This window comes from Streptomyces shenzhenensis, from assembly GCF_021462265.1.
In the GTDB taxonomy this organism is placed as follows: domain Bacteria; phylum Actinomycetota; class Actinomycetes; order Streptomycetales; family Streptomycetaceae; genus Streptomyces; species Streptomyces shenzhenensis.
Genome location: NZ_JAJONF010000083.1, coordinates 1 through 20,230 on the forward strand (window position 1 = coordinate 1; position 20,230 = coordinate 20,230).

Annotated in this window: 18 protein-coding genes and 1 tRNA gene; 10 read left to right on the forward strand and 9 right to left on the reverse strand. The window is 73.0% G+C overall.

All coding sequences use genetic code 11. The annotated features are described in order from the left end of the window. The first annotated feature begins 176 nt into the window (after nucleotides 1-176). Entirely contained in the window at nucleotides 177-758 is a 582-nt protein-coding gene (locus tag LQ326_RS45205; RefSeq protein WP_234545046.1) for a helix-turn-helix transcriptional regulator, read from the forward strand. A gap of 147 nt (nucleotides 759-905) precedes the next feature. Beyond that, a complete protein-coding gene (locus LQ326_RS45210) occupies nucleotides 906-3,161 on the forward strand; it encodes a SpoIIE family protein phosphatase (RefSeq protein ID WP_234545047.1) in 2,256 nt (751 codons plus the stop codon). Here the strand turns inward: LQ326_RS45210 and LQ326_RS45215 are convergent. The 4 genes from LQ326_RS45215 to LQ326_RS45230 all read right to left on the reverse strand — a co-directional run bounded on the left by LQ326_RS45215 (nucleotide 3,158) and on the right by LQ326_RS45230 (nucleotide 7,384). After that, nucleotides 3,158-3,685 carry an NUDIX hydrolase family protein gene (locus tag LQ326_RS45215; protein WP_234545060.1) on the reverse strand — a complete coding sequence of 176 codons (528 nt, stop codon included), beginning with the start codon at nucleotides 3,683-3,685 and terminating at the stop codon, nucleotides 3,158-3,160. The two genes, LQ326_RS45210 and LQ326_RS45215, sit on opposite strands and share 4 nt — an antisense overlap. 42 nt (nucleotides 3,686-3,727) lie before the next feature. Next, entirely contained in the window at nucleotides 3,728-4,876 is a 1,149-nt protein-coding gene (locus LQ326_RS45220; protein WP_234545048.1) for an amidohydrolase family protein, read from the reverse strand. Next, nucleotides 4,876-6,279, reverse strand: a complete 1,404-nt coding sequence (locus tag LQ326_RS45225) for a type I glutamate--ammonia ligase (protein WP_234545049.1) — start codon at nucleotides 6,277-6,279, stop codon at nucleotides 4,876-4,878. The genes LQ326_RS45220 and LQ326_RS45225 overlap by 1 nt, the downstream gene beginning before the upstream one ends. 634 nt (nucleotides 6,280-6,913) lie before the next feature. Continuing rightward, entirely contained in the window at nucleotides 6,914-7,384 is a 471-nt protein-coding gene (locus tag LQ326_RS45230; protein ID WP_234545050.1) for a Dps family protein, read from the reverse strand. 266 nt (nucleotides 7,385-7,650) lie between these two features. Between LQ326_RS45230 and LQ326_RS45235 the strand changes: the two genes are divergently transcribed. The 5 genes from LQ326_RS45235 (at nucleotide 7,651) to LQ326_RS45255 (ending at nucleotide 10,061) form a co-directional block, all read left to right on the forward strand. Further along, complete coding sequence (locus LQ326_RS45235) at nucleotides 7,651-8,424, forward strand: sulfite exporter TauE/SafE family protein (RefSeq protein WP_234545051.1); 774 nt, start codon at nucleotides 7,651-7,653, stop codon at nucleotides 8,422-8,424. Nucleotides 8,425-8,550: 126 nt separating this feature from the next. Beyond that, nucleotides 8,551-8,715 carry a 50S ribosomal protein L33 gene (gene rpmG, locus LQ326_RS45240; RefSeq protein ID WP_181808961.1) on the forward strand — a complete coding sequence of 55 codons (165 nt, stop codon included), beginning with the start codon at nucleotides 8,551-8,553 and terminating at the stop codon, nucleotides 8,713-8,715. Between the two features lie 41 nt (nucleotides 8,716-8,756). After that, nucleotides 8,757-9,017, forward strand: coding sequence for a type B 50S ribosomal protein L31 (locus LQ326_RS45245; RefSeq protein ID WP_234545052.1), 261 nt, complete (start codon nucleotides 8,757-8,759; stop codon nucleotides 9,015-9,017). A 35-nt stretch (nucleotides 9,018-9,052) separates the two neighbouring features. Continuing rightward, nucleotides 9,053-9,175, forward strand: a complete 123-nt coding sequence (gene ykgO / locus LQ326_RS45250; RefSeq protein ID WP_181808959.1) for a type B 50S ribosomal protein L36 — start codon at nucleotides 9,053-9,055, stop codon at nucleotides 9,173-9,175. Nucleotides 9,176-9,314: 139 nt separating this feature from the next. After that, nucleotides 9,315-10,061 carry a cobalt-precorrin-6A reductase gene (locus LQ326_RS45255; protein ID WP_234545053.1) on the forward strand — a complete coding sequence of 249 codons (747 nt, stop codon included), beginning with the start codon at nucleotides 9,315-9,317 and terminating at the stop codon, nucleotides 10,059-10,061. 42 nt (nucleotides 10,062-10,103) lie between these two features. Here LQ326_RS45255 and cobF read toward each other — a convergent pair whose 3' ends face one another. Both cobF and LQ326_RS45265 read right to left on the reverse strand, forming a co-directional pair. Further along, complete coding sequence (gene cobF / locus LQ326_RS45260; RefSeq protein ID WP_234545054.1) at nucleotides 10,104-10,886, reverse strand: precorrin-6A synthase (deacetylating); 783 nt, start codon at nucleotides 10,884-10,886, stop codon at nucleotides 10,104-10,106. A gap of 45 nt (nucleotides 10,887-10,931) precedes the next feature. Then, nucleotides 10,932-11,444, reverse strand: coding sequence for a DUF309 domain-containing protein (locus tag LQ326_RS45265; protein WP_234545055.1), 513 nt, complete (start codon nucleotides 11,442-11,444; stop codon nucleotides 10,932-10,934). Between the two features lie 104 nt (nucleotides 11,445-11,548). Here LQ326_RS45265 and LQ326_RS45270 point away from each other — a divergent pair. Then, nucleotides 11,549-11,622: transfer RNA gene (locus tag LQ326_RS45270), tRNA-Pro, on the forward strand. A gap of 261 nt (nucleotides 11,623-11,883) precedes the next feature. Here the strand turns inward: LQ326_RS45270 and LQ326_RS45275 are convergent. Together LQ326_RS45275 and LQ326_RS45280 are read right to left on the reverse strand one after the other, a co-directional pair. Continuing rightward, entirely contained in the window at nucleotides 11,884-13,629 is a 1,746-nt protein-coding gene (locus LQ326_RS45275; protein ID WP_234545056.1) for a helix-turn-helix transcriptional regulator, read from the reverse strand. Beyond that, nucleotides 13,575-14,561 carry an AAA family ATPase gene (locus LQ326_RS45280; protein WP_234545057.1) on the reverse strand — a complete coding sequence of 329 codons (987 nt, stop codon included), beginning with the start codon at nucleotides 14,559-14,561 and terminating at the stop codon, nucleotides 13,575-13,577. The genes LQ326_RS45275 and LQ326_RS45280 overlap by 55 nt, the downstream gene beginning before the upstream one ends. Before the next feature lie 497 nt (nucleotides 14,562-15,058). Here LQ326_RS45280 and LQ326_RS45285 point away from each other — a divergent pair, with 497 nt between their 5' ends. Further along, nucleotides 15,059-15,811 carry an alpha/beta fold hydrolase gene (locus LQ326_RS45285; RefSeq protein ID WP_234545061.1) on the forward strand — a complete coding sequence of 251 codons (753 nt, stop codon included), beginning with the start codon at nucleotides 15,059-15,061 and terminating at the stop codon, nucleotides 15,809-15,811. Between the two features lie 332 nt (nucleotides 15,812-16,143). Here LQ326_RS45285 and LQ326_RS45290 read toward each other — a convergent pair whose 3' ends face one another. Further along, nucleotides 16,144-17,532, reverse strand: a complete 1,389-nt coding sequence (locus LQ326_RS45290) for a dihydrolipoyl dehydrogenase family protein (RefSeq protein WP_234545058.1) — start codon at nucleotides 17,530-17,532, stop codon at nucleotides 16,144-16,146. Between the two features lie 431 nt (nucleotides 17,533-17,963). Here LQ326_RS45290 and LQ326_RS45295 point away from each other — a divergent pair, with 431 nt between their 5' ends. Further along, nucleotides 17,964-20,129: an AfsR/SARP family transcriptional regulator gene (locus tag LQ326_RS45295; RefSeq protein ID WP_234545059.1), complete on the forward strand. Its 2,166-nt coding sequence runs from the start codon at nucleotides 17,964-17,966 to the stop codon at nucleotides 20,127-20,129. The last annotated feature ends 101 nt before the right edge of the window (nucleotides 20,130-20,230 follow it).

The following is a 20,230-nucleotide window of genomic DNA, read 5'->3' on the forward strand; positions in this document are numbered from 1 at the left end:
ATCCTCTTCCTCGCCTCCCCCCTCGCCGCCAACATCACCGGAGCCGAGATCGTCATCGACGGCGGGCAGGTCAAGACCCTTTGACTCCTGCCGAAGGGCGCCAGGTGAGCGGCTCCGGACCGTCACGACCCGTACAGGTGGTCGTTCTGGCAGAAGACAGGCTGACCGCGCAGGGCGTGGAAGCACATCTCGCCGCTGACGAACGCTTGCACGTACTGCCGGCGGGCGCCGCGGAGGATCCGGACGTCCTGCTGGTCATCGCGGCCGAACCGGGGGAGGGGATGTTCTCGGCGCCGAAGCACGGCTGCCCGGAGGGTCCCGCTGAGGCACCCCGGCTCGTCCTCGTGGCCGACGAGCCCACCGCCGAGCAACTCGTCCGAGCGGCCGGACTCGGACCCGCGGCTTTCCTGCCCCGGGACCGGACCACCCTCGCGGACATCACCGAGACGCTGTGCGCGGTGGCCCGCGGCGCCGCGTCGCTGCCGTGGCCGCTGCCCGGATCACCGCCGGAGCAGATCCACACCCGCCGGCGGGACGACCAAAGCGGCGGCGCGAACGACGAATCGTCGTTCTTCACCGCCAGGGAGCTCGAGGTACTGCGGCAGCTCGCCGAGGGCTCCAGCACCGCGGAGATCGCCGCGGCTCTGCACTACTCGGAACGGACCGTCAAATACGTCATCCACGAGGTGATCGTGCGGCATGGCCTGCGCAACAGAGTCCACGCCGTCGCCTTCGCCCTGCGGCAGGGCCTTCTGTGACGGCCCGGACCACCCCCGCCGACCCGGCCGCGCCAGGCATCAGCCGCACCACCGCGCACGCACTCGCCGGTGGCCGCACCCCAGGCCTCGCAAAGCCACACCCCCTGCCCCGGTGGTCGTTCCGACCTGCCGCGTTAACCTGTGGTTATGTGCCCGAACCACCCGGAAGGGGCCGAACCCGAGTCGTCCCCGCCCGAGGCGGCGCGGGCGCGGACGCTGGCCTTGGCCCTGCGGCAGGCGACGGCGAGTGTCGGCGGGCGAGGCGCCCTCCTGCACCGGTGGGACCCCGGCGCGGGCCGGCTGTCCCTGGTGGCGGTGGACGGCGTCGACGCCGAGGCGGCGCGCGCCTGGCGGGAGCTGCGCGAGGAACAGGACGCACCCCCCTCCCGTGCGCTGCGGCGCGGTGTCCCCGTCCAGGTGGCCGGGGACGGCCTCGGAACCGGGGCGGCCGGCACGGTGGCGGTCCCCCTGACCGGGCCCGGCGGACCCGTCGGCGCTCTCTCGGTGCTGCTCTGCGCAACCGACGAGCCCGACGACGTACAGATGTCCTTCCTGTACGCGGTGGCGGCCTGGGCCGCCGAGCGCCTGGAGTGGGCCGCCGAGAAGCCACCACCGCCCCGGGAACTCGCACCCGTGCACGAGCGCGCGGTCCGGACGGTGAAGCTGACCGCGACGCTCGCCGAGGCCGTGACCGTCCAGGACGTGGTGCGGGCCTTCGCACAGTACGTCCTGTCACCGTTCGGCGCCGACGGGCTGGTCGTCGGCGCGTTCGAGAACGGCAGGCTGACGAAGGTCGGCGAGGCCGGCTACCCGGCGGACTACTTGAAGCGGTTCGAGGGCCCGCTCGTCTCCGGCATGCCCATGACGGACGTGCTGCGCACCCACAGGCCGCAGTTCATCGAGTCGCCCGCCCAGATGTACGAGCGCTATCCCGCCGTCGTGGACAAGATCATGATGGGGACCTCACCGAAGACGGCATGGGCCTTCCTGCCGCTGGTCGCCTCCGGGCGGGCCGTCGGGATCTCGGTGCTGTCCTACAACCAGCCGCGCCCCTTCAGTGAGGAGGACCGCGCTCACCTGACCACCCTCAGCACCATGGTCGGCCAGACACTGGAGCGGGCCCGGCTGTACGACCTGGAGCACGCCCGCGCGCAGGAACTGCAGAGCGCCCTGCTGCCCCGGGTGCTGCCGCGGCTGCCCGCCGCCGTCGCGGCCGCGCGCTATCTGCCGACGGGCCGGGGCGAACAGGTGGGCGGCGACTGGTTCGACGTGGTCCCGCTCTCCGCCGACCGGGTCGCCCTGGTGATCGGCGACGTGATGGGCCACGGCATCGCCGAGGCCGCCACCATGGGCCGGCTGCGCACCGCCGTATGCACCCTCGCCGATCTCGACATGGCCCCGGACGAACTGCTGGGCCACCTCAACGACCTGGTCAGCGACCTGGGAGAGGACTTCTACGCCACCTGTCTCTACGCCGTCTACGACCCGGTCGGCCGGACTTGCCGCTACTCCCTGGCCGGGCATCCGCCGCCGGTGTTCGTGCATCCCGACGGCACCGTGCAGAGCCCCGTGGTGAGCCCCGATCCGCCGCTCGGTGCCGCCACCCCGCCGTTCGCCGTCCACGAAGTCGGGCTCGCCGACGGGAGCCTGGTCGTGCTGTGCACCGACGGGCTCATCGAATCCGGCGCCCATGACGCCGAGCAGGGCCTGGCCGAACTGATGCGCGTGCTGGCCGGGGCCGGGGTCCGCCCGGCCCGCTTCACCGGCGCCGACCAGGAAGCGGACCTCCGGGGCGTGGAGGAACTGTGCGACAAGGTCGTCACGGAACTGCTGCCGGACCGGGAGCGGACCACCGACGACGCGGCCCTGCTCATCGTCCACACCCGGGCCATGTCCGCCGACGACATCGCCTCCTTCGGCCTGCCCGACGATCCCCGGGCGGCCGGGCGGGCCCGGGAATTCGTCCGCGACCAGCTCTCCCGGTGGGGCCTGGACGAGCTCACCATGACCACCGAACTCCTGGTGAGCGAGCTGGTCGGCAACGTGATCCGGCACGCCAAGGGCCCCATGCGGCTACGGCTGCTGCGCAGCCGCATCCTGACCTGCGAGGTCTACGACGGCAGCCTCAGCGCCCCGCGCATCCGCCAGGCCGCCTACACCGACGAGGGCGGCCGCGGCCTGCAACTGGTCGCCGCGCTGTCCCGGCGCTGGGGGGCTCGCTACCTGAGCGACGCCAAGTGCATCTGGACCGAGCAGGACATCCCGAACGGCACCCGCAGGCGCGCCGGCGCCGCACCCCCGGGCCCGGCTCGCCGCGGTCCGGCGGGGTTCGCCGGACCGACGGACGACTCGGCCGGCCCGCCGTCGGCGGCACTCGGGCCGGGTGCCCGGCGGGCTTCCTAGCTGACGAACCCCACATGGGCCAGGGCCTGCTTCAGCAGCACCCCGTGGCCGCCGGGCATCTCACTCTGCACGGCCTCCAGCATCGCCTCCTGCGGACTGAACCACACCAGGTCCAGAGCGTCCTGCCGGGGCCGGCAGTCACCGGCGACCGGCACGATGTAGGCCAGCGACACCGCGTGCTGACGCGGGTCGTGATACGGGGTGACGCCCAGCGTCGGGAAGTACTCGGCCACCGTGAACGGCTGCAGCGAGGCCGGCACCCGGGGCAGCGCGACCGGGCCCAGGTCCTTCTCCAGATGGCGCAGCAGGGCGTCGCGGACCCGCTCGTGGTGCAGGACACGGCCGGAGACGAGGGCCCGGCTGACCGTGCCGTCCGGGCCGATACGGAGCAGCAGCCCGATGCTGGTGACTTCACCGCTGTCGTCGACGCGCACGGGCACGGCCTCCACGTACAGGATCGGCATGCGGGCGCGAGCCATCTCCAGCTCGTCGGAGGACAGCCAACCGGGCGTGGTTTCGGTCATGTCAGACATTGCTTGATCATACTTTCCGGGCGGGGCGCGCGGTCAGTCGCGGCCGGGGTCGGAGTCGGAGGCGGGAAGTCCGTAGAGGCGGCGGGCGTTGTCGCGTCCTGTCCAGGCGGCGATCCGCACCGCGTCGGCCGGGCTCAGTTCGTCGGCGTCCACCCGGTCCTGGAGCATTCCGGCCAGCCCCTGCCGGAAGGACAGCGCGCCGAGGTGGTGGAACTCGGCCACACCATAGGCGTCCGAGCTGTACAGCAGTTTGCGGAACGGGGTGATCTCCATCGCCTCCGCAAGCACCGCCGCGGCCCGGGCCGGACCCACATGGTGCAGGGTGAGTCCGACGTCGAGGTGCACATGCTCGAACACCGCGGCGAGATAGGCGGCTTGGCGCTGGTAGGGCCAGCAGTGCAGCAGGAGCACCGGGACGGTGCCGACGGTCAGCCGCAGCCAGTCGGTGAGCAGGACCGGGTCCGCGTGGTGCAGTCGCAGGTCCGAGTCCCCGAAACCGGCGTGGAGCTGGAGCGGCACCCCGAGACCGACGGCGGTCCACAGCAGATGACGCGTCAGCACCGGGTCCGTGAGCCTGCCGCCCCGGGAGAACCACAGCGCGGCCGCGCGGGTCACCTCGGCGTACGTCGGCCGCTCCGGGTCCAGCGCGAAGCCGGTGCGGTAGGCGGCCACCGACTTGACCGCGACCACACCCGGCCGCCGTACCGCCTCCTCGGCCGCCGCCCGGAAGGCGGCCGCGTACTCGGCCGCCTCGATACCCCGGGCGGCCACCTCCTCGGCGATGCTCTCCAGACGTACGACCTCGTACGCGCCGGCCCCGGCCGCCGTCGCGAGTTCGGCGGGGGAGGTGACCGGGTGCGGGGCGTAGCCGGTGTCCACGCAGAACGTTTCCGTGTGCGAGGCCGCCAGGAACCGGCGGTTGACCTCCTGCCAGCCCAGCTCGGCCCGGCGTGCCAGGTAGTCGGCGGCCGGAGCGTGCCGGTCCAGGTCGAGCAGGGGCGCGCAGTGCCGTCGCACGGCGATGCCGGCCGGACTGTCGAACGGCGAGACGCCCGGCCAGGCCTCGCCCTCGGTGAGCAGGGACTCGAACTCCGGCCCGGTGAGGTCGGCGGTGACCGCGCCGTGGCAGTGGTGGTCGACGAGCGGGAGCGCGTCGAGGACTTCCCGGATCGGTTCCGGCATCAGTACTTCCAGCGGTAGGCCGCCGCCACCCCGGCGTCGTCCAGGCCGGCCACGGCCGCCGTCTCGCCCTCGCGTACGGCGATCACCGCGTCCGCGAGGACCGGGCCGAGCGCGGTGCGCAGCACCTTGTCCTCGCGGAACTCCTCAACGGCCTGGGGGAGCGAGGCCGGCAGCCGGCGCACGCCCCGGGCCACCGCCTCGTCCGGGATCAGCCGGGCCGGGTCGTCGATGACCTCCTCGGGCAGCGGCGCGGCCGAGGCGAGCCCGTCGAGTCCGGCGGCGATGGCGCAGCCGAGGGCCAGGTACGGGTTGGCGGCCAGGTCGACCGGCTTGATCTCCAGGTTGGCGTCCTGGCTCTGGTGGCCGGCCGTGCCGGTGACGACCCGGACCGCGGTCTCCCGGGTCTCCCGGCCCCAGGCCGTGAACACGCCCGCCCACTGGGAGGGCTTGAGCCGCAGGTAGCTGGCCGGGCTCGGCGCGGTCACCGCCGTCAGCGCCGGCAGGTGCGTCAGCAGTCCGGCGATGAAGGACTCCGCCGCCGCCGTCATGCCGTACCGGGCCTCGCCCCCGGCGTGCAGGTTGACGCCGTGGCGCCACAGGGAGAGATGGAGGTGTCCGCCGTTGCCGACGCCCCGCTCGGCGACGGCCGGGGAGAAGGAGGGCCGCAGGCCGTACTTCTGCGAGACGGCGCGGATGGTCTGCCGCACCAGCACGCTCTGGTCGGCCGCCGCCACCGGGTCCAGGGCGCCGGTGGAGAGCTCGAACTGGCCCGGCGCGTACTCGGGATGCAACTGGGCGACCGGCACCTCCTGCTTCTCGAAGGCCGCGAGCAGGTCGGCGGTGTAGTCGCTCAGCTCGATCTGCCGGGCCGCGCCGTACGCCGGGCCCGATGTGGCCGGCACGAACTCGTCGGCCGGCGCGGCGGCCCGGCCGACCACCCACTCGATCTCGATGCCCGCCCTGAAGGTGATGCCGTGCCGGTCCTCGGCGTCGGCGACGATCCGGCGCAGGAAGGTACGGGCGCACCCGGGGTGCCGCTCACCCTCCTGGGTGAGCCGGTCGACGGGCGCCCAGGCCCAGCCGGGCTGTCCGGCCAGCACCACCAGGCGGTCCAGATCCGGGTAGAGGCGCAGATCACCGTCGGGCGAGCCGAGCACGTCGGTGCGCACGATCGCGTCGTTCGCCAGGAAGGTGTCGAACACCGGGGACATGCCGACACCCCAGGCCACCGCCGGCTGCAGCCCCTGCCAGGGAACCGTCTTCGCCCTGCAGATCCCGGCGGTGTCCACGAAGGCCAGCACGATCCCGCGTACGCCCTGAGCGGACAGTTCGTGGGCGAGGGCATGGGCCCGGGCGAGATCGCCGGGGCTTCCGCCGGGAACGGGGGCGGCCAGGGGTGGCATACGACGTCCTCCTCGACGGGCTCGGATGCACGCGTCCCGGTCAGGGTTTCACGGCGAGCGCGCCGAACTGCGCTACCGCCGCCGGGGAGTCGGCCCCGGCGGCCCGCGGCCGCGCCCGGCAGCCGTCCGCCCTGCCACGACCACCCCGTGGCCGACATCGTGCCGTCCGGTGATCGTCCTGTCACGGGAGTTCCGGCCGGGCCGGCCGACGTTCGCGTCGCGCCGTGCTGTTCCGTGCCCGCCCCGCGCCGCGCCGTGCTGTTCCATGCCCGCCCCGCCCCGCCCCGCGCCGCGCCCCGCCGCGCCCCGCCCCGCGCCGTGCCGCGCCCCGCGCCGTGCCGCGCCGCGCCCCGCGCCGCCCCGCGCCGCGCCCCGCGCCGCCCCGCCCCGCGCCGCGCCCCGCGCCGTGCCGCGCCGCGCCCCGCGCCGCCCCGCGCCGCGCCCCGCGCCGCCCCGCGCCGCGCCGTGCCGCGCCCCGCACCGCCCCGCGCCGCGCCGTGCCCGCGCCGCGCTGTGCCGCTCCGTGCCGCGCCGTGGCACGGCACGGGGCAGGCCGTGGGGTGGGTGGGCCACCTCCGAGGGCAAGTTCACCCAGACCGGCCGGCCCGCCTCCGTGGCCGTGTCCTCCGGCGGCTCAGCTGTTCTCGGCCGCGAACATCCAGCGCTGCTTCTCCAGGTCGGCGGTGAGGGAGATCAGCAGGTCCTGGGTGACCGGGTCGGGCTCGTCGGTCGCGGCGATGCGCTCGCGCAGCCGGCCGATCGCCGCCGCCAGGCTCCGCACCATCAGGTCGACGACCTCGTCGTCACGCAGCCAGCCGTCCTTGGCGCCGGGCAGCGCGAAGGCCGCGGCGATGGTCTCCGGGCGACCGTCCGGCGGCACGCCCAGGGCGGCGGCGCGCTCGGCGACGGTGTCGGAGTAGGCGCGCGCGGTGGCGACGACCTCGTCGAGCTGGAGGTGGATCGAGCGAAAACGCGGTCCGACGATGTTCCAGTGCGCCTGCTTCCCGATCAGGGACAGTCCGAGCAGGTCCACCAGGGTCTCCTGGAGAGCGCCGCCGGTGACCCGGAGCGCCTCGTCGGGCAGTGTGCTCTTCACCACGGACATGGTGCGCATCTCCCTTCTGAGCTGTGCCTTCATCGCTGCGCGGGTGCCCCCAGGACACGACGGCAAACGCCCACGACCGGGCCCGGGGGCGAAGGCCGGTCCGCGCCACAGCTCGGCCCGTCCGGTGTTTGAGGACGAGGCCGTTCAGGCCGAAGCGGGGGTCCGGGGGCGGCAGCCCCCAGGAGGGCGCCCGTGCCCGTGCCGGGGCCAACCGGCGAGACGGTACTTACACCACGCGGTTGTCCGGACATAACATCGGTCCCCGCATGAACACGATGACGCTCTGGCACATATCCGGCTGGGAGTTCGCCGCCCTGGCACTCGCCACCCTGCTCGTCGGTTTCTCCAAGACCGCCGTCAGCGGGGCCAACACCGTCAGCCTCGCGATCTTCGCCGCGATTCTTCCGGCCCGCGCCTCCACCGGGGTGCTGCTCCCGCTGCTCATCGCGGGCGACGTGCTGGCCGTGGCGACCTACCGCAGGCACGCCCACTGGCCCACCCTGTGGCGGCTGTTCCCGGCGGTCGCGGCCGGCGTGGTGATCGGCACGGTGTTCCTGGTCTGGGCCGACGACAGCGTCGTACGGACCTCGATCGGCGCGATCCTGCTGCTGATGGCCGGAGTGACACTGTGGCGGCGCCGCACGGCCGACCGTCCCGACGACCCCGACGAGGTCACCACCCGGGCGGGCCGGCTGAAAGCCGGTTCGTACGGCGTGCTCGGCGGCTTCACCACGATGGTCGCCAACGCGGGCGGCCCGGTGATGTCGATGTACCTGCTGTCGGCAGGCTTCCGGAAACTCGGCTTCCTGGGCACCTCGGCCTTCTTCTTCCTGATCGTGAACGCCTCCAAGGTCCCCTTCAGCGCCGGACTCGGTCTGATCGACGGCGACTCGCTGCTCCTCGACGCCGCGCTCGTGCTGTTCGTCGTCCCCGGCGCGCTCATCGGCAGATGGGCGGTGCACCGGATCAACCAGCGGCTGTTCGAGCAGCTTGTCATCGCGGCGACCGTCGTGGGCGGCCTGCAGCTCCTCTTGCGCTGACCGGTCCGACCGGGCCGACCGGTCAGCGCGGCACCCCGGGAATGCGACGGCGGGGGGCGTTGTTGCAGAGATCGTGAATGACATGCTCGGATCAAAGATTCCGGGTGTGGGCGAGAGGAGGACCTCATGGCACGCAGCACCGCGCGTCCCGTCGTCAAGCTGAAGTCGACGGCAGGGACCGGTGTCACCTACGTGACCCGCAAGAACCGCCGGAACAACCCCGACCGGCTGGTCCTGCGCAAGTACGACCCGGTGGCCGGCGCGCACGTCGACTTCCGCGAAGAGCGCTGAAGCCGAGTACCAGCGCACCAGCAGCCCAGAGAGGAAACCCCATGAAGGCCCGCATTCATCCCGCGTCCCGCCTCGTGGTCTTCCGGGACCGCGCCGCCGACACGGCGTTCCTGACCCGCTCGACCGCCGGCTCGTCCCGGACGATCGAGTGGGAGGACGGCAACACCTACCCGCTGATCGACGTGGAGATCTCGTCCGCGTCGCACCCCTTCTACACCGGCAGGGCGCGGGTCCTGGACAGCGCCGGCCGCGTGGAGCGTTTCGAGCGCCGTTACGGCCGCACCGCCGCCGCCCGCGGCTGACCCGGCCCGGTGACCGACCCGAGGAGAACACAACCATGAAGGTGCGCAAGTCCCTGCGCTCACTGAAGGCCAAGCCCGGCGCCCAGGTGGTGCGCCGACGCGGCGTGGTCTACGTGATCAACAGGAAGGACCCCCGCTTCAAGGCCCGCCAGGGCTGACGGAGGTCCCGCCCCACGACGGCCGCCCGGCGACTTCGCCGGGCGGCCGTCGTGCGTCACGGCGTGTCTACGACGCCCTTCCCTCCCAGCCCCCGGCCCCAAGCCGCCGCCCCGGCAGCGGAACCCGTACGCTCCCCCCATGTCCCGGCACGTCCTCGTCCTCGGCGGTACCGCCGAGGCCCGTCTTCTCGCCGCCGCGTTGTCGGTGCGCGACGGAGCCCGTGTCACGACCTCGCTCGCGGGCCGGGTCAGGCACCCCCGCTCGCCGGCCGGTGAGGTGCGGATCGGCGGGTTCGGAGGGGTGGCCGGCCTCGCCGACTGGCTCCGCGGGCATCACGTGGACGCGCTGGTGGACGCCACCCACCCGTTCGCCGAGACGATCACCGCGAGCGCGGCACACGCGGCCCGGGTCACCGGGGTCCCCCTCGTCGTCCTGCGCCGCCCCGGCTGGCGGCCGGGCCCCGGCGACGACTGGCACCCGGTCCCCTCCCTGCCCGCGGCGGCCGCCGCCCTGCCCCGCTTCGGCCCCCGCGTCTTCCTCACCACCGGCCGCCTGGGCCTGTCCGCCTTCGTCCACCTGACGGACCGGCACTTCGTCGTACGCTCCGTGGAGGCCCCCGAGCCCCCTCTGCCCCGGCACACCGAAGTGCTGCTGGCGCGCGGGCCGTTCACCGTGGCCGACGAGAGCGCCCTGCTGCAGGGAAACCTGATCGACGTCCTGGTCACGAAGGACAGCGGGGGAGCGGCCACCGCCGCCAAACTCACGGCCGCACGGGAGCTGGGGCTGCCCGTGGTCGTCGTACGGCGGCCGCCGCTGCCGGACGGCGTGACGGCGGTACCGGATGTCGCCGGCGTACTGGAACGGCTGGGGTTCGGCACCGCGTGACTCCCGGGAAGGGGACCACCCGGATATCGCTCAGCCCTCCTTTCAGCCCTCCTTCGGCACCTCCGGATGGCGGCGCAGCAGATACGTGTCCATGATCCAGCCCTTGCGCTCCCGGGCCTCGGCCCGCAGCCGCTCGATGCGCGGACCGGCCTCGGCGATCGGTCCGGAGACCAGGATCTCGTCCGGGGTGCCGAGGTAGGCGCCCCAGTAGATGTCGATGTCCTGGTCCGCGTACCGGCCAAAGGCCTGCTGGGCGTCGAGCATCACCACCACGTCGTCCACCCCGTCCGGCAGGCCCTCGGCGAGCCGCCGGCCGGTGGTGATCTGCACCGGCCGGGCCACCCGGTTCAGCCCCGTGCGGTGCCGGGCCGCCAGCGCCGAGACACTGCTGATCCCGGGCACCACGTCGTACGCGAACCGCACCGCGCCCCGGGCCAGCACCTCCTCCAGGATGGCCAGCGTGCTGTCGTACAGCGACGGATCGCCCCACACCAGGAAGGCGCCGGTCTGGTCGGTGCCCAACTCCTCGCGGATCAGCCGCTCGTAGATGTCCGCGCGGGCGCTGCGCCAGTCGCCGACGGCCGGCGGGTACGCCCCGCCGCCCGCGGACCGGTCCCGCTCCGGATCACGGGCCTCGACCAGCCGGTAACCGCCGTCCGGTATGTGCGTGTCGAGCATGTCCCGGCGCAGCCGCGTCAGGTCGTTCTTGACCTCGCCCTTGTCGAGGAGGAAGAACACGTCCGTGCTCCTCAGCGCCCGGACCGCCTGGAGGGTGAGCTGGTCGGGGTCGCCCGCGCCGATACCGATGACATGGATATTTCGCACGGTCCCGAGTCTGCCGCATGCCACTGACAGCGGGTCACCCCGGTGCTACCTGGTGCCGCGCAGCCGGGGCGCCTCGCCTCCCGCATCGACGCTCTCGGCGCCGCCCTCCACCCGCCCGGCCAGCTCCTGCGCCCACTCCGCGAGCCCCTCGGCGTCGATCCCGTACGGCCGCCGCACCCCGCCCAGGGCCGCCCACTCCTCGACCGCGCCCGCGCCGCGCCGCAGCAGCCGCGCCCCGCCGGTCACGTTGCCACGCGCCGCGTGTGTGAGCCCCACCGCGAGCTGGGCCAGCCCCCGCCACAGCGTCCGCTCCGCCTCGGGCCCCGACTTCCAGGCGTCCTCGAACACCTCGTGCGCGTGGAAGGGCTTCCCGGCGTCCAGCAGCGCCTGTGCCTCGGCGACCGTCTGCTCCGGAGTCCGTACGACCCCCTCGGGCTGCCGCTCGACGCCGGGCGCGCCGTATGGCAGCGGCCGCCCCAGCCCGTCCCGCGGCCGCGCGTTGCGCGCCCGCCCCTCGGCGTCCCGGTCCCGTGCTCCTGCCCCTGCGGCGTCTCCCATACGCCCGATTGTCCCCCCAGGCCCACACCCTCTTTCGGCCCGCCCGGGGACGTGGGGTAAAGTGCTGTCCGCACGATCACGCGGGTCACCGCGAGTGAGCGCACCGGGACGTGGCGCAGCTTGGTAGCGCACTTGACTGGGGGTCAAGGGGTCGCAGGTTCAAATCCTGTCGTCCCGACGGTGTGAAGGGTCTTCGCGGGCGAGAGCCTGTGGGGGCCCTTTTCGTGTGGTGTGTCTCCCGCGGGTCTGTCGCGGACCTGGTCGGGGCTGGTGATCGAGACGGGCAGGCCGGTCCCGGGGATCGCGGAGGAACTCGGTGTCCACTCCGGGACGCCGCACAGCTGGGAGTCGCGGTGGCGCCGCTGGTTTCCAGGACAGCGGTCGCCGAGGGTGTCGCCGCCGCGCGGCGGGGGCCTGGGGGTGTGGGGACTGTCCGTCGTCACATGCTGTCCGTCACCTCGTCGAACGCCCTCAGCCCGTCTCGCAGGGCGGCACGCGAGGTGATGCCCAGCTTGGGGAACACCCGGTAGAGGTGTGCGCCCGCGGTGCGGGGCGGGATGTTGAGCTGCTGGCCGATCTGCTTGTTGGACAGGCCGCCGGCCGCGAGTTCGGCGATCCGGCGCTCCTGCGCGCTCATCGGCACCTTGCCTCCGCCCGGCGGCAACCCGACGTCCACACCGGCCGCGCGGAGCTCGTTGCGGGCGCGGCGGGTCCACGGCGGGGACTTGAGCTGCTGCTCGAACAGTTCCAGTGCCGCGCTCAACTGGACCCGGGCAGCCGTGTATTCGCGGCGGCGACGCAGCCATTCGCCGTACAGCAGCCGGGTGCGGGCGTAGTCGTACGTCCACAGGGTGGCGTCCGGTAGGGCGAGCGCGGCCTCGTAGAGCTCTTCCGCCCTCTCGTCGGGTGCGGTGATCGCCTCGCCGGCGGCGAGGATGAGCGCGTGGTGCGGCGAGATGGCGCCGATGCGCGCTCGCCGGCCTGCTGCCACGTGTGCGCGGGCCTTCGCCGCCCTGTCCGTGCGCATCGCGGATTCCACGAGGTCCAGGAACACGCGGGGGAAGTGCGGAAAGTGCTCGGGCAGCTCCCCCGGTGGCGTCAACGCGGCGGTCAGCGCGAAGGCCTCCTCGAAGTCTCCGCGTCCTACCGCGGCACCCGCGCGGGTCTCGTTCACGGTGCTCAGCAGCAGGTTCATGCGCCGGGGCTGAGCCCAGGCGGTGATGGCCTCGCATTGCCTGCGCAGTGCTTCTTCATCGCCGCGGCCGGAGGCCACCATGGCGAGTCCGTAAGTGAAGACCATGTGGAGCAGGTTGTACTCGTGGCCGGCGGCGTCCGCGATGTTCCGCGAGCCCACGGCGAGCATCTTGTCCCAGTCGCCCAGCATGAAGGCGTCGTGCGCCCTGGCGACTTGGGCGAAGCGCAGACTGTCGTACGTGCCGTGGCCGACAAGGTCCCGCCACACGCCGTCGTAGAAGGTGAAGCAGTCCACGTACCTGGCCGAATAGATCAGCCAGGTGACGCGCCACGAGGGGGTGGCGGGGGAGAGCGCGGCCGTCGCCAGGTCCAGCCGCTGTCGTACGTCGTGAGCGGTGCGAGCGGGGTCGGCGACGGCATCGAAGCACAGCCGTGCGGCTTCGGAGACCCGGTCGAGCAAGCGGTGGACGGGGAGCCAGAGTTCGGCACGCCCTGCCCACACCGCCGCGTTGAGCAGGACGTAGAAGGCGTCGTCGAACGCGTCCGTGTCCTCCAGGACGCCGCCTTCCGCGGCTGTGCGCATGACGGGGAGGAGGACGCGGAAGACGGCGTCGATGTCTCCTTCGCGGTGGAACAGGACGTAGGCGGCGGCCGCCGTCCCCCGCAGCGTCTCCGCTCTGTTGGCGTCGGCGAGTTCGCGCGCCGTCTCCAGCAGGCCGCCGATGCCGGCGGCGAAGGCCGCCTTGTCCAGACGGCCGGTGCGTGCGGCCAGGTCCTGGCTGAGCTCGGCCGCACGGCGGAACGCCGCGGCGGCCTCCGCGGCGCCGCCCCTGGCCAGGGCCCGTTCCGCGGCCTCGGTGAGTTCGACGGCCACCGCCTCGTCGGGCCCGTCCGAAGCGTGGGCGAGGTGCCAGGCCCGTCGTTCCGGTTCCGCCTTCAGAACCGCGGCCAGCATCCCGTGCGCGGCTCTGCGCCGGCCGCCGGGAGACATGTGCACCACGCAGGAGCGGGCCAGGGATGGCGGAAGGTGATCTGCTCCGCCAGGTGGTCGACGCGGATCAGCCCGATGCGCTCACCGGCCTCCAGCAGGCCGTCGTCCCACTCCGGACCGGCCTGGGCCGCCGCTGCCCTGATGTCTCGCAGGTTCCCGGGGCGCTGCCCGTCCAGCGCGGTCAGCAGCAGTGCGAGGCGAGCCGGGGGCGTGAGTGCGCGGAAACGGTCGGCGAAGACGCTTTCGAGCCGGCTGCTGAGGGGTAGGTTCGCCGGCAGTGCCTCAATGCCGTTCCGCTGGGCGGTGGTGAGCTGACCGGGAAGCTCCACAAGGGCCAGGGGATTGCCCTCGGCTTCCTGCAGCAAGCGTCGCCGGGCCGGTTCGGCCAGCCCGGGATGCCTGTCGTCCAGCAGCGTCAGGGCGTCGGCGGGCGCGAGCGGGCCGATGTCGGGCACGCGCAGTCCCGTGGTGTCGAGGAAGCCGTTGCCCTTGGCGCGTGCGGCCATGACGAAGGCGGCCCTGCAGCCTTCGAGACGGCGTGTCAGAAAGGTCAGCACCTCTGCGCTGGAGCGGTCGATCCAGTGGACGTCGTCCACGACGACCGCCAGGGGCAGCTCGTCGGACGCGGCCTGTACGAGCGCCAGAGCCGCCGCGGATATGGCGAACCGTCCGGGTGCCTGGCCCTCACGCAGGGAGAGCGCCTGCTCAAGGACCCGGCTCTGGAACGAGGGAAGCTTCGCGAGATGGCCGAAGAGGGGGTAGAGGAGCTGGTGCAGAGCCGAGAAGGCGAGTGCCTGCTCGCTCTCGACGCCCACCAGCCGCAGCAGGCGCAGTCCGTCGGCCCGGGCCCGCGCGGCCAGGGCATCCAGCAACACGGTCTTCCCGACTCCGGGGTCGCCCTGCAGCAGCAGTGCTGTTCCGTCGTGCTCCACGCCGGAACAGCACTGCTCGGAGAGCGTTCAGCTCGGACGTACGGCCCACCAACGACAACGTTCCTCCCACACCGGCGGGCGGTTGCCCCCGCCGGCCTCACCAGGATGCAGGCCGGGGTGGGCCGGACGCATCTGTCAGCCGACGGACGGCGGGCGAAGAGCGCGAACTCGGCGCCGGCCGGAGGGCCACGTCTGCGGTCGAATGGCCGATGGCCGGGCCGGGGCCCGCGGGCACACTCGACGACGTCCGCATGTGCCGCGCCTCTCACCTGACCGCCCTGACCGCCCTGACCGCCCTGACCGCCCGACAGCCGAGGAATCGATAGGTATGTGGATGCCGCCAACCAGGTGATCGAGGGCGCTGACGGCGTGCGGTACGCCTACCGGCGCAGCGGTCCTCCGGGAGCTTCCCCGCTCGTCCTGCTGAGCACTTCCGCGGCACACTCGACAGCTGGGACGGCGCCCTGACCGACGCCCTGTCCGCCGAGCGGGACGTCATCGTCTTCGACAACGCCGGAGTGGGACTCAGCACCGGCCGGATCTGTCGGAGCGTGCGTGCTCTGGCCGCGGACACCTTCGCCTTCCTGGACGCCCTGGGGGTGCGGCGGCCCGACGTGCTGGGCTACTCGTTGGGCGGCCGCACGGCCCAGGAGATGGCCCTGGTGCGCCCCGGCGCCGTGCGCCGCCTGATCCTCGCGGCCACTGCTCCCCGGGGCGCCGCCGGTATCCACGGCTACCCGGACGATGTGTTCGCGCATGCCGACTTGGAGGATTTCGGCATCCAGGACTACCTCTGCATCTTCTTCAACCACACCGAGACGAGCCAGCGGAGCGGCCTCGGGTCCGTCGGCCGGTACATCGAGCGTGAGGTTGATCGTGACCTTCCGGTCACGACGGCCGGGCGCGCCGCGCAATACGAGGCCGTGGCCGAGTGGGGCGTGCCGGACCACCGGGCACTTCAACGGCTCGCCGCCGTCGGTCATCCCGTGTTCGTGGCCGGAGGAGACCGTGGCCTCGTCGCGCCCCCTCGACTGCTCCATCTGCTGGCCGGCCTGCTGCCGAACGCGCACGTGAAGGTCTATCCCGATTCCGGCCACGGCTTCCTCTTCCAGCATCACCGGCAGTTCGCCCGGGACGTGCTGAACTTTCTGAACCGAGTGTTCACCGGTGTGGAGCCGTACGGTCCGACCGCTGGCGTTGCCCCAGCGACTCCTGACCATCGAGCGGCTGCCGCCGGCCGTCCCTCGTAGCTCCACGGCGGCCGGGTCAGCTCCGGCAAGGTCCGCGCCAGATCGCACTCGCAGGTGGGGAAACACGTGTACCCGGCGGCTCCCGCCTCCGCGTCAGGGCAACGGCGTTGCATTCACCCGGCGCTTCGACCACGCGGTCGGCGTGTCCGCCGGCGGGCGACGACATCGAGACGGCGGGGGACGCGGCAAAGGTGCCGCCTCCGCAGGCACCGGGCGAGGAAGCCCTCCCGTCTCACATGTCTCGTCCGGAAGCCCTGCCGCAGAGGCTGCCCCACCGGCTGCGCGACGGCCGGGGCGAGGAGCACCGTCCGCTGCTCAAGGACCTCTTCTTCTCAGTCCACCCAGCTGGTGAACAACGCGTTCAGTCCCTCGGCCATGGTGGGATGCGCGATCATGCCGTCTCGCAGCCTGGTGAAAGGCATGCCGGCCCACATGGCGGTCTGCACCACGGTGAGGACCTCGGAGGAGTCGGGGCCGAGCAGCGCCACCCCCAGGATCTCCTCGGTGTCGCGGTCCACGACCGCCTTCCACAGGCCTCGGGTCTCGCGCAGTGTGCGGGCCCGCGGAATGGCCTTGACGGGCAGTCTGGCAACCCGGATGTGGCGGCCCGTCGCCCGCGCTTGCTCCTCGGTCAGGCCCACCCGGGCCAGTTCGGGGTCGGTGAAGAGGTTCCAGGGGACCAGGCGTCCGACGGTGCTGCGCGTACCGCCCGCGATGTTGGCCTTGACGATGCGGTAGTCGTCCAGTGACACATGTGTGAACTGGGGACTGCCCGCGACGTCGCCCACCGCCCAGGTGTGCGGGGCATCCGTGGCGAGGGTGTCGTCCACCCGCACGAAACCGCGTTCGTCGGTCCGCACCCCCGCCGCGTCCAGACCCAGCTCGCGGGTGACCGGGTCGCGCCCCGTGGCGGCGAGCACGTCGTCGGTGACGAGCACCCGGCCGTCCTCGAGCAGCACGCGCAGGGCGTCCTCGTCGCGGGCGACCTCCTTGACGGTGACACCCGTGAGTACCTCGACACCGTCCGCACGCAGGCACTCGGTGAGCACCTCGACGATGTCGGCGTCCTCCCGGGGCAGCAGACGCGCGTTGCGGTCGAGCACCGTGACCCGGCTGCCGAACGCCGCGAACATCTGCGCGAATTCCAGTCCGACGTATCCGCCGCCGATCACCACGAGACGCTCCGGAACGCGTTCCAGACGCATGATCGTCTCGCTGTTCAGCGGGTTCATGTCGGCCAGCCCCGGCACCGAGGGCAGGTGCGGGACCGTACCGGTGTTGATCACGACCTCCGCGCCACGAACCACACGGCGCCCGCCGTCGTTGAGATCGATCTCGACCGTCCGCTCCGCCACGAAACGCGCGGTCCCGAGGACGAGGTCCATCCCGCTGTCCAGGAACTGGCGAAGGTTGAGGTCCACCATGTCGGCGACCACGCCCTCCTTGTGGGAACGCAGCAGGTCCAGGTCGACCTCCGGCTTGCCGACGCTCAGTCCCAGCGAGTTCGCGGCGGCCGCCCGGCGGGCGAGCCGAGCGCTCGTCACCAGGGACTTGGTCGGGATGCACGCGACGTTGATACACGTGCCCCCGATCATCCCGCGCTCGACCATGACGACTCGGCGACCGGCTCGGGCGAGGTCCATGGCAAGGGTTTTGCCCGCCTTGCCACCGCCCACCACCAGCAGGTCGACGTCCTCCACGACGTCCTGGGAATCGTTCATGACTGTGCGTCCTCTCGGAGGTGAACCAGTTGCGAACGGCGTTGGCCGGAGACGCGTGACAGCGCACGGCCCCGGTGACCCCACGCACCAAACATGGCCCTGGCCCAGCCGCCGCGCATCCGCCGAATGACTCATGTGCGCCTTTTCTTTTCGGGGCGGGGTTGCGGGATTGAGTCATCCGACCGATGCCCGATGCCGCGGCAGACCCTACGTTTGTCCCGCTGGACCGGCCGGACTGCGCATCCCCCGGGCTCCGGCGAGCGGGCCCCGGCAGTTCGGTTATGGGCGCGGCGGGCCGAGGTCCACCCGTCCGCCGGGAGTGCCCGCACGATGACGAGCGTCCGTGTCGCACTGTCGCCACGGTCGAGTCCGACGGCGGGCCGGCGTGAAACGCGATGCCGAGGCCCGCGCAGGAACGAGTGGAGACCGCCATGACCACAGCACCCCCCACCGTGGGGAGCGAATCGCCCGGCGACGACGTTCGCTTCTGCATCCTCGGTCCGATACGCGCGTGGCGGGCCGGGGCGGAGTTGCCGCTCGGCCCCAGGCAGCAGCGACTTGTCCTGGCGGCGCTGCTGGCCCGGGCCGGACGCCCCGTCTCCCTGACGGAACTGGTGGCCCTGCTCTGGGAGGAGGACCCGCCCCGGAGCGCGGCCAACGCCGTGCACCGGTACGTGGGTGTGCTGCGGCGCCTGCTCGAACCGGGACTGCCGGTCCGGGCAGCCGGTAGATGGCTCGTGCGGCAGGGCGGCGGTTACCTGATGCGGGTGGGTCCGAACCAACTCGATCTCCTGGCGTTCCGCGCGTCGCTGCGACGGGCCCGCGCCGCGGTCGCCGCGGGAAACACGCAGGAGGCGGTGATCGGCTTCGGCGCGGCCCTGGAACAGTGGCAGGGACGGTGTGCGGCCGACCTGGACGTCTTGGTGGGTGACCACCCGTTGTTCGCCACGGTGGAACACGAGTACGTGGCGGCGGTGACGGAGGCGGCCGACGCCGCGCTGCGCGGTGCCACTCCTCCCTCCGTCCTGCCGGCCGTGCGCCAGGCCGCGCAGCGTCACCCCCTGGACGAGCGACTGCAGGCGCGGCTGATGCTTCTGCTCGCCTCGGCCGGCAAACAGGCCGAGGCGTTGCTGATGTACCGCCAGGTGAGCACCGTGCTGAGGGAGGAACTGGGAGTGGAGCCGGGGGCGGAGCTGCGGGCCGCACATGCGGACGTCCTGAGCGGCCGGGCGGAAGACTCCCGTCCGGCGCAGGGCACCGCGACGACCTCGGACCCGGCGCCGCGATCGGGCGCTGCGGCGGGGACTCGTACGGGTGTCGTCGTACCGCGGGCGGCCGCGGAGCCCCGCAACCCGTCACCGGTGCACCCGGTGCCTGCCCAGCTGCCGGCGGAACTGCCCTGCTTCACCGGCCGGGAACGTGCCATGGAGCAGGCACTGGATCTCGCGAACGAGGCGAGCGGGGCCCTGCCCGTACTGGCGATCGACGGTATCCCGGGAGTCGGCAAGACCGCTTTCGCGGTGCGCCTGGCCCACCGGGTGGCTCCACGCTTCACCGACGGCCAGTTGTTCGCCGACCTCGGAGGCTTCACGTCGGGCAAGGGCCCGTCGGACCCGGGCGCGGTGCTGTACGGGTTCTTGGAGGCACTGGGCCTGCCGCGGTGGCGCATCCCCTCCACGACGGACTCCCGCGCGGCTCTGTTCCGCAGCGTGCTGGCCACCCGCAGGGTCCTGGTCGTGCTGGACAACGCCCACGACGCGGAGCAGGTCCGCCCGCTGCTGCCCGGTGCCCCGCAGTGCATGGTGGTGATCACCAGCCGTGGGCGGCTGAGCGCAATCGCCGCCGCCCACGGGGCTCGGCTGACCGGTCTGGACGTGCTGCCGTCCACGGAGGCGATCGGGTGCTTCCTGGAACGGGCCGGCGTCGGCCACGCGGACGCGGATGCCGGCGCGGTGGAGGAGATCGTCGAGCTGTGCGGGCGCCTGCCCCTCGCCCTGAGTCTCGTGGCCGCCCGTGTGCAGGGCCTTCCTGAACAGCCGCTGCGGCGGACGGCAGCCGAACTGGCCGCGGTCAGGGAGGGGCTCGACGGGTTCGACGACGACCGCGGCAACGACCTGCGGGCCGTCTTCTCCTGGTCGTACCGCACGCTGGGCCCCGAGGCCGCGCGGATCTTCCGTCTCCTGCCCTCGCGCCGGACGGCCGAGTTCGAAACGGGGGAGCTGGCGGCCGCGGCGGGCCTGCCGCCCCGGGCGGCGACCGCGGCCCTGGGAGAACTGGTACGCGCCAGGCTTCTCACCCCGGTACGAGACGACCGTTACGGAGCGCATCGTCTGGTCATCGCCTACGCCGCCGAACTGGCCCGTGAGGCAGGGCAGCGGTCTGTCCCCGGAGTCTCGCGGGCGACCGCCCGCCGGACCGCGGAGCACGCGGCGACGGCACAGCCGTCCGCCCTGACGGTTCCGGAGGACCCGGAGGCGTCCCCGCGCGTCGCCCACCGACGCGCCGACCGGGTGCCCGCGGGGCAGGAGAGCGGGAAGCACGCCGTTGCGGCGGCCCACCCCGGCAAGGGCGGCGTGCGCATCATGACGGCCGCCTGAGCCGGCGTCCCGGTGTCCGGGACGCCGGCCGGAGAGGCAGTGGGAACCCGCCCGGGCCGGCGTTCTTGAGGTGTCTCAGGCTCCCCCGGCGGGCCGCGGGT

Bases quoted from the DNA above. Each gene is read 5' to 3' on its own strand.
- LQ326_RS45210 (WP_234545047.1), top strand. From the start codon at position 906: ATGTGCCCGAACCACCCGGAAGGGGCCGAACCCGAGTCGTCCCCGCCC.
- LQ326_RS45215 (WP_234545060.1), bottom strand. From the start codon at position 3,685: ATGACCGAAACCACGCCCGGTTGGCTGTCCTCCGACGAGCTGGAGATG.
- LQ326_RS45220 (WP_234545048.1), bottom strand. From the start codon at position 4,876: ATGCCGGAACCGATCCGGGAAGTCCTCGACGCGCTCCCGCTCGTCGAC.
- LQ326_RS45225 (WP_234545049.1), bottom strand. From the start codon at position 6,279: ATGCCACCCCTGGCCGCCCCCGTTCCCGGCGGAAGCCCCGGCGATCTC.
- LQ326_RS45230 (WP_234545050.1), bottom strand. From the start codon at position 7,384: ATGTCCGTGGTGAAGAGCACACTGCCCGACGAGGCGCTCCGGGTCACC.
- LQ326_RS45235 (WP_234545051.1), top strand. From the start codon at position 7,651: ATGAACACGATGACGCTCTGGCACATATCCGGCTGGGAGTTCGCCGCC.
- rpmG (WP_181808961.1), top strand. From the start codon at position 8,551: ATGGCACGCAGCACCGCGCGTCCCGTCGTCAAGCTGAAGTCGACGGCA.
- LQ326_RS45245 (WP_234545052.1), top strand. From the start codon at position 8,757: ATGAAGGCCCGCATTCATCCCGCGTCCCGCCTCGTGGTCTTCCGGGAC.
- ykgO (WP_181808959.1), top strand. From the start codon at position 9,053: ATGAAGGTGCGCAAGTCCCTGCGCTCACTGAAGGCCAAGCCCGGCGCC.
- LQ326_RS45255 (WP_234545053.1), top strand. From the start codon at position 9,315: ATGTCCCGGCACGTCCTCGTCCTCGGCGGTACCGCCGAGGCCCGTCTT.
- LQ326_RS45265 (WP_234545055.1), bottom strand. From the start codon at position 11,444: ATGGGAGACGCCGCAGGGGCAGGAGCACGGGACCGGGACGCCGAGGGG.
- LQ326_RS45275 (WP_234545056.1), bottom strand. From the start codon at position 13,629: ATGTCTCCCGGCGGCCGGCGCAGAGCCGCGCACGGGATGCTGGCCGCG.
- LQ326_RS45290 (WP_234545058.1), bottom strand. From the start codon at position 17,532: ATGAACGATTCCCAGGACGTCGTGGAGGACGTCGACCTGCTGGTGGTG.
- LQ326_RS45295 (WP_234545059.1), top strand. From the start codon at position 17,964: ATGACCACAGCACCCCCCACCGTGGGGAGCGAATCGCCCGGCGACGAC.